The organism is Pseudonocardia oceani, from assembly GCF_019263585.2.
Classification (GTDB): Bacteria; Actinomycetota; Actinomycetes; order Mycobacteriales; family Pseudonocardiaceae; genus Pseudonocardia; species Pseudonocardia oceani.
Map to the genome: position 1 here is coordinate 5,579,774 of NZ_JADQDF010000001.1, position 12,304 is coordinate 5,592,077.

A 12,304-nucleotide genomic window follows, 5' to 3' on the forward strand; every position below is an offset into this window, starting at 1 on the left:
GACCGGAAGCAGGAGAGGAGGATGGTCCACGTGGGTGAGCGCGGCGAGCTGCGGATCTACCTCGGCGCGGCACCGGGGGTCGGCAAGACCTTCGCGATGCTCGGCGAGGCCCACCGGCGCCTCCAGCGCGGCACCGACGTCGTCATCGGGCTCGTCGAGACCCACGGCCGCGCCCGCACCGCGGAGCTGGTGGAGGGCATCGAGGTCGTGCCGCGCCGCCGGATGGTGCACCGCGGCACCGTCCTGGAGGAGATGGACGTCGACGCCGTGCTGGCCCGCCGGCCCGAGGTCGCCGTCGTCGACGAGCTGGCCCACACCAACGCCCCCGGCTCCCGCCACGCGCGGCGCTGCCAGGACGTCGCCGCGCTGCTCGACGCCGGCATCGACGTCCTCACGACGGTCAACGTGCAGCACCTGGAGTCGCTCCGCGACGTCGTCGAGCGCATCACCGGGGTCCGCCAGCGCGAGACCGTGCCCGACGAGGTGGTGCGCCGGGCCGAGCAGATCGAGCTCGTCGACATCACCCCGGAGGCGCTGCGCCGCCGCATGGCGCACGGCAACGTGTACGCGGCGGAGAAGGTCGACGCGGCCCTGTCGAACTACTTCCGGCCCGGCAACCTCATCGCCCTGCGTGAGCTGGCGCTGCTGTGGGTGGCCGACCAGGTCGAGGTCGCGCTGCAGCGCCACCGCACCGACCGCGGCGTCACCGACACCTGGGAGACGCGCGAGCGCGTCGTCGTCGCCCTCACCGGCGGCCCGGAGAGCGAGACGGTGCTGCGCCGGGCCGCGCGGATCGCCCAGCGCGCCGGGTCGGCCGAGCTGGTCTGCGTGCACGTGCTGCGCGGCGACGGCCTCGCAGGTGCCCCGGTCGGCGCCCTGGCGCGGCTGCGCACCCTGGCCGACGACGTGGGCGCCTCCTTCCACAGCGTCGTCGGCGGCTCCGGCGACGGCGGGGTGCCGGCGTCGCTGCTCGAGTTCGCCCGGGGCGTCAACGCCACCCAGCTCGTCCTCGGCACGTCGCGGCGATCGCGCCTGGCCCGCGCGTTCGACGAGGGGATCGGCACGCGGGTCGTGCAGGAGTCCGGCCCGATCGACGTCCACATGGTCACCCATCCCGAGGCGGGCGGGCGCGGGTTCCGGACGCCGGGGCCGCGCCTGCGGGTGCCCGGCCGGCGCGGGGGCGTCGGCTTCGGGCTGGCGCTCGTACTGCCCGCGCTGGCCACGGTGCTCGGGCTGCTGCTGCTCGACCTCGTCGACCTCTCCACCGACGTCGTCCTGTTCTTCCTGGCGACGGTCGTGGTCGCGCTGGTCGGCGGGCTGGGCCCGGCGGTGCTCGCCGCGGTCGCCGGCGGGCTGATGCTCAACTTCTTCCTCACCCCGCCCACCGGCAGCCTGACCATCGCGCAGCCGGAGAACGCGGTGACGATCGTGGCGATGGTGGTGGTCGCCGTCCTCGTCGCGCTGGTCGTCGACCGGGCCGCGCGGCGCACCGAGCAGGCCGAGCGGCTGCGCACCGAGGCGGCGCTGCTGGCGTCGTTCTCGCGCACCGTGCTCACCCGCACCGACCCGCTGCCGCGCCTGCTGGAGAAGGTGTCCGACGCGTTCGGGCTGACGTCGGTGGCGGTGCTGGAGCACGCGGGGGGGCAGGCGGCGGGGGAGTGGCGACGGGTCGCGGGCGTCGGGCCGCCCGCGGGGGACGGGCACCCCGGCTCGTGGGACGTCGACGTCGCCGTGGAGACCGGACTGCACCTGGTCGGGCACGGGCGGGCGCTGCCCGCGGCCGACCGGCGGCTGCTGGAGACCGTCGGCGGGCAGGCGCTGCTCGCCCTGCGCAGCCAGCGCGACGCCGCCGACGCCGCGGCCGCCCGCCGCCGCGCCGAGGCCACCGAGATGCGCGGCGCGCTGCTCTCGGCCGTCGGTCACGACCTGCGCACGCCCCTGACCTCGATCAAGGCCGCCGCCGGGAGCCTGCGCGACGAGCGCCTGCTGCTCTCGGCCGTCGACCGGGCCGAGCTGGCCGCCACCGTCGAGGAGTCGGCCGACCGGCTCACCGCGCTCGTCGACAACCTGCTCGACTCCTCCCGCCTCGCCGCCGGCGCGGTCGCCCCGCTGCTGGCGCCCGTCGGGTACGACGAGGTCGTGGTGCGCGCGCTGGACGGGCTGGAGGGGGCGTCGCGGGTGGAGGTGGAGGTCGACGAGGCGCTGCCCGACGTCACCGCCGACGCCGGCCTGCTGGAGCGGGTCGTGGCCAACCTCGTCGACAACGCGCTGCGCCACGCCCGCGGCGCCCCGGTGGCCGTGCGCGCCAGCACCCACGCCGACCGCGTCGAGCTGCGGATCGTGGACCTCGGGCCGGGCACCGCGCGCGAGGACCTGTTCGTCGCCTTCCAGGGCCGTGGCGACCGCCGCTCCGCCGGGGTCGGCCTCGGGCTCAGCGTCGCGCGCGGGTTCACCGAGGCGATGGGCGGCGCGCTCACCGCGGAGGACACCCCCGGCGGCGGGCTCACGCTGGTCGTCGCGCTGCCGGCGGCGCGACGACCCACGCGTGCGGCGCTCGCGTGACCCGCGTCCTGGTCGTCGACGACGACCCGCAGATCCTGCGCGCGCTGCGCATCAACCTCACCGCGCACGGCTACGACGTCACCACCGCCTCCGACGGCGCCGGGGCCCTGCGTGCGGCCACCGACGGGCCGCCCGACGTCGTCGTGCTCGACCTGGGCCTGCCCGACCTCGACGGCACCGAGGTCATCGCCGGGCTGCGCGGCTGGACACCGGTGCCGATCATCGTGCTCTCGGCGCGCGACGGGTCGACCGACAAGGTGCAGGCGCTGGACGCCGGCGCCGACGACTACGTCACCAAGCCGTTCGGGATGGCCGAGCTGCTCGCGCGGCTGCGGGCGTCGGTGCGGCGGGCGGCGGCGGCGACCGTCGACGGCGAGCCGGTCGTCGACGCCGGGGGGTTCCGCGTCGACCTCGCGGCGAAGAAGGTCGTCCGCGACGGTGCCGAGGTGCACCTGACGCCGACCGAGTGGGGGATCCTCGAGCTGCTGGTGCGCCACCGCGGCAAGCTCGTCGGGCAGCGCGACCTGCTGCGCGCCGTATGGGGTCCGGGGTACGGGAAGGAGACCAACTACCTGCGGGTCTACCTCGCGCAGCTGCGCCGCAAGCTGGAGGCCGACCCGTCGCGGCCCGAGCACTTCATCACAGAAGCGGGCATGGGCTACCGGTTCGAGGTCTGATCGGGGGGTGCCCGCAGTGAAGGAGTCCCTCGCCCTGGTCGCGCGCGAGCTCGCCCCGGTCCTGGGCGTCGGGCGCCGAAGCGCGCGCCGGCACCCGGTGTGGACCGAGCCCGACCCGGTCGACGGCCGCGGGGTCGGCGTCGTCGTCGTGCCCGGGTTCGGCGGGGCGGACGCCTCGATGGCGGTGCTGCGCGGCTGGCTCGCCTCGCGCGGCTACCGGCCCGCCGGCGCCGGCCTGGGCATCAACGTGGGCTGCAGCGCCGACCTCGTCGACCGACTGGAGCAGCGCGTCGCCGAGCACGCCGCCGCGACCGGCGGACCGGTGGTGCTGCTCGGGCACAGCCGCGGTGGCTGGATCGGGCGCCTGGTCGCCGTGCGCCGCCCCGACCTGGTGCGCGGCCTGGTCATGATGGGCACGCCGGTGCTCGACCCGCTCGACACCCGCGGCGCCGTCACGGTCGCGTGCCGCGCGCTGATGGCGCTGTCGGACCTCGGGCTGCGCGGGCTCCTGGAGCGCGACTGCGTCGACGGCACCTGCCGCGCCGCCACCGAGGCCGGGCTCACCGCGCCGCTGGAGATGCCCGTGGTGGCCCTCTACTCTCGCAGCGACGGGCTCGTCGGGTGGCGCTCCTGCCTCGCCCCGGACGCCGAGCACGTCGAGGTGACGTGCAGCCACACGGCGATGGTCCACGATCCGGCGCTGTTCACCGCACTGGCACCGCGACTGGCCGCATGGGTACCCCGTCCGGAGTAACCCGGGGTACGGTTCTCCCACGACGTGCACGTGGCCCCATCGGGGCCGGCGGCACGCAACACGAGGGAGTCACCGCGTGAGCTGGACCGGAAGCCCGACCACCAACGACGAGGGCGGCCGCTTCGCCGCCGCGCAGGCCGCCAACGAGACCAGCAACGACCTGCAGAACCGGCGTGCCGCGCGCGTGGTCGCGGGCCGTGCGATCGACGTCGACGACTGCGCCGAGATGCTGGCGATGCTCGGTCTCGACGCGAACGACCGGGTGGCCGTGGACTAGCTCCACCGCTCCGGGAGACCCGGTCGGCCCCGCGGTACGCGGGGGTGGCCGGGTCTTCGTCTGCCCGGAGCCCCGTGACCGCGTGCGCGTTAGAGTCACGCCGTCACACGTCCGGGCCCGACGGAGAGGCGGACATGCTCGCTGTGCCCCGCCTCTGGCGGCTGCGGCGGCCCGTGCGCACGGGTGCCGGGCCGGAGGCCGTCGGCGCGCTCACGGCGGGCCGGCGCATCGCGGCCGAGCTGCGCGGCGGGCTCGACGGACCTGGTGCGGTCGTCGCGGCGCGCGAGCTGCGGCGCCTGCTCGACGTCGCCTCGGTCGGCCTCGGCGGACTCGAGGGCGAGGTGGTGTGGGGCGGGCGACCGTCCGACCCCCGCGCCGCGGTGGCCGTGGTCGAGGGCGTGCTGCGCACCGACTCCCGGCACCGCCGCGCCGACCTCGTCGCCGTGCCGGTGCACGCGCGCGACGAGCTGACGGGCGTGCTCGTCGTGCAGGGCCGGCTGTCCACCACGCAGGTGCGCGAGGCCGCGGCGTGGGTGGGGGAGTCGCTGGAGCGGGCGCGGCTGGAGGCCTCGGCCGGCATCGCGGAGGCCGCGGAGCTGAGAGCGCTGCGTGCGGAGATCTCGCCGCACTTCGTCTACAACTCGCTCACCGTGATCGCCTCGTTCGTGCGCACCGACCCCGAGCGGGCGCGCGAGCTGATGCTCGACTTCGCCGCCTACACCCGCCACAGCCTGGCCCGCAGCGGCGACTACACGACGGTCGCGGGGGAGTTCGCCGCCATCGAGGCCTACCTCGCGCTGGCCCGCGCGGTGCTGGGGGAGCGGCTGCGCGTTCAGGTTCGCATCGCCCCGGAGATCCTGCCGGTGGCGCTGCCCTACCTGGCGCTGCAGCCGCTGGTGGAGAACGCGGTGCGGCACGGGGTGGAGCTGGGGCCGGGCGGGCTGGTGCAGGTCACCGGGGAGGCACAGGGGGGCGAGTGCGTGATCAGCGTCGAGGACGACGGGCCGGGCATGGACCCCTCCTACGCCGCCGCCGTGCTGGCCGGGCGGGGCAACCCGGGCAGCCTCGGGCTGGTCAACGTCGACCGCAGGCTCCGCCGCGTCTTCGGGCCGGGCTACGGGCTCGTGGTCGAGACCGCCGACGGCGCCGGGACGAAGGTGGTGCTGCGCGTGCCGCGGTTCCAGCCGGGCGTGGCGGCGTCGTGAGGGTCCTCGCCGTCGACGACGTCGCCCCCGCCCTGGAGGAGCTGCGCCGGCTGCTGCTGGAGTCGCCCGGGGTCGAGGAGGTCGCGACGGCGCCGGGGCCGGTCGAGGCGCTGCGCCGGATCCAGGCCGACCGCTTCGACGTGGTGTTCCTCGACGTCTCGATGCCCGCGATGGACGGCATGGAGCTGGCGTCGCTGCTGGCCCGGATGACCGACCCGCCGGCGATCGTGTTCGTCACGGCGTTCGAGGAGCACGCGGCGTCGGCGTACGGGATCGGGGCGGTCGACTACCTGCTCAAGCCGGTCGGGCCCGAGCGCCTCGCCGCCGCGCTCGACCGCGTCCGGCGCTTCACCGCCGCGGCGGCGCCCGACCCGGAGGCGGTCGGGGCGGTCGACGCGCTGGCCGCGGTGCCCGTCGAGCTGGGTGGCCGCACCCGGTTCGTCCGGCGCGACGACGTGCGGTTCGTCGAGGCGCAGGGCGACTACGTCCGGCTGCACACGACGACCGGTGGGCACCTGGTGCGCATCCCGATCTCCCGGCTGGAGGAGCACTGGGCCCCGGCGGGCTTCGTGCGGGTGCACCGCAGCTACCTGCTCGCCGTGCCCGCGGTGCGCGAGCTGCGCAGCGACGTCAGCGGCGGCCTGCTCGCCCACACCGACGCGGGCGACGTCCCGGTGAGCCGCCGCCACGCCCGGCAGCTGCGCGAGCTGCTGCTCGAGGCGGCCACCCGCGGCGACTTCGACCCCCGCGGCAGCAGACGGTGACCAAGCAGCGCCGCGTCGCCGTCAGCAGCCCGCAGACCCGCCTGGTGATCGCGCGCCGCCGCTCGGGGGCCCGCGTCGACCCGCCGCACCTCGCGGGGCCCGACATGGAGCGCGCGCGCCGGGTGCACCGCGAGCAGCTGCGCCGGGCCATGGCCGCGGTCGCCGGGCTCGCCGGACTGATCATCGGGCTGCCGCTGGTGCTGGCCGCGTTCCCGGAGCTGGACGCCGTGCGGCTGTTCGGCGTGCCGGTGTCGTGGCTGGCGGTCGCGGTGCTGCCCTACGCCGTGCTGGTCCTGCTCGCGGGGTGGCAGCTGCGCCGCGCCGAGGACGCCGAGGACGGGTGAGCCGCCGGTGATCGCCGCGGGCATCGTCCTGGTCGTCCTCGCCACGCTGCTCATCGGCGCGCGCGGCGTGGCCGCGATGCGCAGCACGTCGGACTTCCTGGTCGCCTCGCGGCGGATCTCGCCCGCGCTCAACGCCGCCGCGGTGTCGGGGGAGTACCTGTCGGCGGCGTCGTTCCTGGGCGTCGCCGGGCTCGTGGTCAAGGACGGGATCGGGGCGCTGTGGTACCCGGTCGGCTTCACCGCGGGCTACCTCGCGATGCTCGCGCTGGTGGCTGCCCCGATGCGGCGCACCGGTGCGCTGACCGTCCCCGACTTCGCCGAGGCCCGCCTGGGCTCGGCCGGGCTGCGGCGGCTGTCGGCCGTGGTCGTGCTGGTGATCGCCACGCTGTACCTGGTGCCGCAGTTCAAGGCGGCCGGGCAGGTGCTCGCCGTCGTGGCGGGCACGCCGTACTGGGTCGGGGTGGTCGTCGCGGGGGCGGCGGTGAGCATCACGCTCGCGCTCGGCGGGATGCGGGCGGCCACCTACGTGCAGGCGTTCCAGTTCGGGCTGAAGATGGTGCTGTTCGTCGTCCCGGCGGTCTGGCTGGTGCTCAGCGTGAGCGCCGAGACCCGCAGCGCGGCGCTGTCGCCGGTGGAGTTCACGACGTTCGCCGCCACCACGCCCGTCGAGTTCCACCTCGGCACGGAGCTGTCGGTCACCGAGCCGACGACGGTCGCGATCGACGGCCGCACGCCCGAGCTGCTGGGCCCGGGCCGCTACGAGGTCGAGGGCGGCAGCGTCTGGGTCTTCGCCGCGGGATCGGACGTCCCCGACGTCGACGGGGCGGTGCCGCCGGGCGGTTCGGGCTGGTCGCGGCCGCTGCTCGACCCGGGCGGCGCCGGCTACCCGGTGCTCGCGACGCTGTCGGTCCTCGTCGCCACCGTCCTCGGGACGATGGGGCTGCCGCACATCCTGGTGCGCTTCCACACCAGCCCCGACGGGCGCGGCGCGCGGCGCACCGCGGCGATCACCGTGGCGCTGCTCAGCGCGTTCTACCTGTTCCCGGCGGTCTACGGCGTGCTCGGCGCGGTGCTGCTGCCCGAGCTGTACCTCTCCGGCGGCACCGACACCGTCGTCGTCGCCCTGCCGGCCCGCGTCGACGGCGGGCTCGCGGGCACCCTGTTCACCGCCCTGCTGACGGCGGGCGCGTTCGCCGCGTTCCTCGCCACGTCGCTGGGGCTGCTGCTCGCGCTGTCCGGCGCGGTCTCGCACGACCTGCTGCCCGGCACGACCCTGCGGCGGCTGCGGCTGACCTCGCTCGCCGCGGCCGCGCTCGTCGTCGCGCTGGCGCTGCCCGCGGTGCACCTCGACGTCGGGGTGCTCGTGACGTCGGCCTTCGCCGTGGCCGCCTCGACGTTCTGCCCGCTGCTGGTGCTGGGCATCTGGTGGGCCGGGCTCACCGCGCGTGGCGCCGCCGTCGGCATGGTGGTGGGGCTGGTGGCGTCGGCGGGCGTGATCGGCGTCGACCTCACGCTGGGCTCGCCCGACGGCATCGCCTCGATCCTGCTCGGCCAGCCCGCGCTGTGGTCGGTGCCGCTGGCCTTCACGACGATGGTGCTGGTGTCGCTGCGCGGGCACCCGCCGGCGTGGGCCGCGGCCGCGATGCTGCGGCTGCACCTCGACGAGACGCGGCCCCGGCCCTGGGACCGTGATCGGCGATCTGACCGAGCGTGACCGCTGGACGGCGACGTGAACCGTTCGTCGACCGTTCGTCGCCCGAGCGGGTGTTGTGTCGTGCGCCACTTCCGGGCTAGGGCGGGAACCGCTTTCCTGGGCGCCCATGTGTGCGGGCGAGTGCGAGGAGGCACCGTGAGTACCACCGATCCGGATCCGGTTCCGGCAACGGGGACCCGGGACTGGCAGGCCATCGAGGCCGAGCCGGACTTCCAGGAGCTCCGCCGCCGGCTGCGCGGTTTCGTCTTCCCGGTCACCGGCCTGTTCCTGGGCTGGTACGTGCTGTACGTGCTGCTGGCGACGTACGCGTCGGGCTTCATGTCCATCAAGGTGCTGGGCAACATCAACCTCGGCCTGCTGCTCGGGCTGCTGCAGTTCGTGTCGACGTTCGCGATCACCGCCTGGTACGTGAAGTTCGCCGACCGCCGGCTCGACCCGCTGTCGAGCTCCATCCGCGAGGGCATCCAGGGGGCCGACAAGTGAGCACCACCGTTCTGGCCCAGGGCGTCGAGGGCAGCAACCCGGTCCTCAACATCACGATCTTCGGGCTGTTCGTCGTCATCACGCTCGGGATCGTCGTCTACGTGAGCCGCCGGGCCACATCGAGCGCCTCGGACTTCTACACCGCGGGCGGCGGCTTCTCCGGCCCGCAGAACGGCGTCGCCATCTCCGGCGACTACCTCTCGGCCGCGTCGTTCCTGGGCATCGCCGGCGCCATCGCGCTGAACGGCTACGACGGCTTCCTCTACTCCATCGGCTTCCTGGTGGCCTGGCTCGTCGCGCTGCTGCTGGTCGCCGAGCTCCTGCGCAACACCGGCAAGTACACGATGGGCGACGTCCTGGCGTTCCGGATGCGGCAGCGGCCCGTCCGCGCCGCCGCGGCCACGTCGACGCTCGCGGTGTCGTTCTTCTACCTGCTCGCGCAGATGGCGGGTGCCGGTGGCCTCGTCGCGCTGCTGCTCAACGTGACCGACAAGTTCATGCAGGGCGTCGTCATCGCGATCGTCGGCGCGGTCATGATCGCCTACGTCCTCATCGGCGGCATGCGCGGCACGACCTGGGTGCAGATCATCAAGGCGGTGCTGCTCATCGCGGGCGCCGGCATCATGACGATCTGGGTCCTCGCGCTCTACGGCTTCAACTTCTCCGCCGTGCTGGCCGACGCGGTCCGCGCCGGCGGCGAGACCGGTGAGGCGCTGCTCAACCCGGGCAAGCAGTACGGCAAGACCGCGATCACCCAGATCGACTTCCTGTCCCTGGGCCTCGCGCTCGTGCTCGGCACCGCCGGCCTGCCGCACATCCTCATGCGCTTCTACACCGTGCCCACGGCCAAGGAGGCCCGCCGTTCGGTGGTCTGGGCGATCTGGCTGATCGGCCTGTTCTACGTCTTCACCCTCGTCCTGGGCTACGGCGCGGGCGCGCTGGTCGGCCCCGAGGAGATCCGCGCGGCCCCGGGTGGCGCGAACTCCGCGGCGCCGCTGCTGGCCTACGAGCTCGGCGGCACGGTGCTCCTGGGCGTCATCGCCGCGGTCGCGTTCGCCACGATCCTCGCGGTCGTCGCGGGTCTGACGATCACCGCCTCGGCGTCGTTCGCCCACGACATCTACGCCAACGTGATCAAGAAGGGCGAGCTGACCGACCCGAACGAGGAGGTGAAGATCGCCCGCATCACGGCGGTCGTCATCGGCATCGTCGCGATCCTGGGCGGCATCCTCGCCAACGGCCAGAACATCGCGTTCCTCGTGGCGCTGGCCTTCGCGGTCGCCGCCTCGGCGAACCTGCCGACGATCCTCTACTCGCTGTTCTGGAAGCGCTTCAACACCCAGGGCGCGCTGTGGAGCATCTACGGCGGCCTCGGCGTCACCGTGCTGCTGATCGTCTTCTCGCCGGTCGTCTCGGGCAAGCCCGTCGACCCCGCGACGGGGCGCAGCGCGTCGATGCTGCAGGGCGTGGACTTCAGCTGGTTCCCGCTCGACAACCCGGGCATCGTCTCGATCCCGCTGTCGTTCCTGCTCGGCTACCTCGGCACCGTGCTGAGCAAGGAGACCCCGAACGCCGACAAGGTCTCCGAGATGTCCGTCCGCTCCCTCACCGGGGTGGGCGTCGAGAAGTCGGTCGTGCACTAGCGCCACTCCGCCTCGCACGAACGGCCCTTCCGCCCAGCTCGACCGGGCGGGAGGGCCGTTCGCTCGTCACGGCAGGGGGATCACGGCAGCGCCCCGGTCACGACCGCCACCAGCACGGCGCTCCCGAACAGCACGACCGACGCGCCGGCGACGAGGACCGCCGTGCGCGCCGGGGCGCCCGGGTCGGCGAGCACCCGCCGCGAGCGCCGGGCGCCGAGCACGGCCACCAGCAGCGCGAGCACCAGCCCGAGGACGCCGAGCGCGAGCGCGCCCGACCCGGGGGCGCCGAGGTGGCGCAGCACCAGCAGGACCCCGCTCGCCAGCACCGCCAGCGCGGTGCGCTCCCAGGCCAGGGCGGTGCGCTCGGCCTGCAGCGCCGGGGGACCGGTCACCCCGCGCCGCCGACGGCGAGCACCACCGCCACCGCGAGCCCGAGCGCGGCCAGCGCGCAGCCCAGCAGCAGCGGCATGCGGGTGGGCGGCAGGTCGTCGCCCCGCTCCATCGCGGCCTGCACGCGGTGCCAGCGCAGCACCGCCCCGCCGGCGACGGCGACGCCCAGCGCGGCCAGCACCACGCCGACGACGTGCCGCGCGCCCGCCACCCCGAACTCCGGCACCAGCGCGACCACGGCGATCCCGCCCGCCACGAGCGCGAGCGACGTGCGCAGCCAGGCCAGGAAGGTGCGTTCGTTGGCCAGGGTGAACCGGGCGTCCGGTGCGCTCACGCGGGCTCGCGGGTGGCCCGCCGCAGCCGCTTGCGCTCGTACATCGCCTGATCGGCGGCCTGCCAGGCGCCGGGAAGCCCGGCGACCACGCTGTAGGGCGCGTGCCCGAACGACCCCGACACCCCGGCGGCCTCCAGCGCGCTCTCCATCCGCTCGACCAGCTCCACGGTCTGCGTGACGGTGGCCCCGACGGCGAGCATCCCGAACTCGTCGCCGCCCAGGCGCGCCAGGACGTCGCCGCCGCGGACGCAGCGGGCGAGCGCCGCGGCGGCCCGGCGGATGTAGTCGTCGCCCGCGTCGTGACCCCGGGTGTCGTTGACGGTCTTGAGGTGGTCGAGGTCCATGACGACGACGCACGCCGGGTCGCCGAAGCGGCGGTGGCGCAGCTCCTCGGTGGACAGGAACCGGTCCCAGCCGCGGCGGTTGAGCAGGCCGGTGAGGGCGTCGGTGTCGGCCTCGCGCCGGGCGAGCTCCAGCTCGCGCGCGGTGGCCGTGGCCAGCTCGTCGGCCTCCAGCACGGCCGAGAGCATGCTGGAGAGCAGGTCGAGCAGCGGGCGGATCTCGTGCAGCGACTCGGGCTTGCTCTCGGGGTCGTAGCCGCAGACCGTGCCGAACAGGGCGCCGTCCGGCCGGACGATCGGTGTGCCCACGTAGGCGCCGACGACGACGTCCGGCGCGACGATCCCGGCCGCCCGTGCGTACTCCGGCACGCGCGAGACGTCCGGCGCGATGCGTGGGGTCTCGCCGGTGACCATCGTCCGGCAGAACGACGTGGCGTACGGGAACTCGGTACCCTGCGGCATCCCGTAGGCGGGCGCGTCGAGGGCGAGCATGATCTGGCGGCCGTCGACGACCCGGCTGACGGCCCACATGCCCATCGGCACGGCGCGGGAGAGGTACTCGACGACGGTGGCGCACGCGGCGTCGAACGTGCGGGCGGGGCGCAGCTGCGCCGCGACGAACGGGGTGTCCGGATCCATGGTCCCCTCCGGTCGGTGCGTCCGCACAGCATAGGCGCGGCCCGTTGACCTGTTCGGGGGAAGGGCGGGGCGTGTCCGGGTGCAGCAACGCCTCAGGGCCCGGCCTGGATGGGCCGGGCCCCGAGATGTCCCGAACTGACGCGCTGCTCCCACCACGAAGCAACGAGTACGAGGTTA

At 75.0% G+C, this 12,304-nt stretch carries 13 protein-coding genes; 10 read left to right on the top strand and 3 right to left on the bottom strand.

Features of this window, described 5'->3' with window-relative positions; all coding sequences use genetic code 11:
* Positions 1-21: 21 nt before the first annotated feature.
* The 10 genes from I4I82_RS27955 (at position 22) to I4I82_RS28000 (ending at position 10,423) form a co-directional block, all read left to right on the top strand.
* Positions 22-2,562: a sensor histidine kinase gene (locus tag I4I82_RS27955; protein WP_218596224.1), complete on the top strand. Its 2,541-nt coding sequence runs from the start codon at positions 22-24 to the stop codon at positions 2,560-2,562.
* Entirely contained in the window at positions 2,559-3,239 is a 681-nt protein-coding gene (locus I4I82_RS27960) for a response regulator (protein WP_218594553.1), read from the top strand. The genes I4I82_RS27955 and I4I82_RS27960 overlap by 4 nt, the downstream gene beginning before the upstream one ends.
* A 16-nt stretch (positions 3,240-3,255) precedes the next feature.
* Positions 3,256-3,993: an alpha/beta fold hydrolase gene (locus tag I4I82_RS27965; RefSeq protein ID WP_226370285.1), complete on the top strand. Its 738-nt coding sequence runs from the start codon at positions 3,256-3,258 to the stop codon at positions 3,991-3,993.
* A 76-nt stretch (positions 3,994-4,069) separates the two neighbouring features.
* Positions 4,070-4,270 (top strand): hypothetical protein, encoded by a 201-nt coding sequence (locus tag I4I82_RS27970; protein ID WP_218594555.1) that lies wholly within the window; start codon positions 4,070-4,072, stop codon positions 4,268-4,270.
* A gap of 134 nt (positions 4,271-4,404) precedes the next feature.
* Positions 4,405-5,475, top strand: a complete 1,071-nt coding sequence (locus tag I4I82_RS27975; RefSeq protein ID WP_218596225.1) for a sensor histidine kinase — start codon at positions 4,405-4,407, stop codon at positions 5,473-5,475.
* Positions 5,472-6,239, top strand: a complete 768-nt coding sequence (locus tag I4I82_RS27980) for a LytR/AlgR family response regulator transcription factor (RefSeq protein ID WP_218593612.1) — start codon at positions 5,472-5,474, stop codon at positions 6,237-6,239. Before I4I82_RS27975 ends, I4I82_RS27980 begins: the two co-directional genes overlap by 4 nt.
* Positions 6,236-6,583 carry a hypothetical protein gene (locus I4I82_RS27985; RefSeq protein ID WP_218593613.1) on the top strand — a complete coding sequence of 116 codons (348 nt, stop codon included), beginning with the start codon at positions 6,236-6,238 and terminating at the stop codon, positions 6,581-6,583. The genes I4I82_RS27980 and I4I82_RS27985 overlap by 4 nt, the downstream gene beginning before the upstream one ends.
* Positions 6,584-6,590: 7 nt before the next feature.
* A complete protein-coding gene (locus I4I82_RS27990; RefSeq protein ID WP_226370286.1) occupies positions 6,591-8,297 on the top strand; it encodes a sodium/solute symporter in 1,707 nt (568 codons plus the stop codon).
* 135 nt (positions 8,298-8,432) lie between these two features.
* The gene (locus I4I82_RS27995) at positions 8,433-8,780 is read left to right on the top strand and encodes a DUF485 domain-containing protein (RefSeq protein WP_218593614.1); all 348 of its coding nucleotides are present in this window, start codon (positions 8,433-8,435) and stop codon (positions 8,778-8,780) included.
* Entirely contained in the window at positions 8,777-10,423 is a 1,647-nt protein-coding gene (locus tag I4I82_RS28000) for a monocarboxylic acid transporter (protein WP_218593615.1), read from the top strand. The genes I4I82_RS27995 and I4I82_RS28000 overlap by 4 nt, the downstream gene beginning before the upstream one ends.
* 80 nt (positions 10,424-10,503) lie before the next feature.
* Here I4I82_RS28000 and I4I82_RS28005 read toward each other — a convergent pair whose 3' ends face one another.
* From I4I82_RS28005 to I4I82_RS28015, 3 genes are read right to left on the bottom strand one after another with little or no spacing between them, the layout of a single operon-like run.
* Positions 10,504-10,815, bottom strand: coding sequence for a DUF202 domain-containing protein (locus tag I4I82_RS28005; RefSeq protein WP_218593616.1), 312 nt, complete (start codon positions 10,813-10,815; stop codon positions 10,504-10,506).
* Entirely contained in the window at positions 10,812-11,147 is a 336-nt protein-coding gene (locus tag I4I82_RS28010) for a YidH family protein (RefSeq protein ID WP_218593617.1), read from the bottom strand. Before I4I82_RS28010 ends, I4I82_RS28005 begins: the two co-directional genes overlap by 4 nt.
* A complete protein-coding gene (locus tag I4I82_RS28015) occupies positions 11,144-12,127 on the bottom strand; it encodes a sensor domain-containing diguanylate cyclase (RefSeq protein ID WP_218593618.1) in 984 nt (327 codons plus the stop codon). Before I4I82_RS28015 ends, I4I82_RS28010 begins: the two co-directional genes overlap by 4 nt.
* Between the last annotated feature and the right edge of the window lie 177 nt (positions 12,128-12,304).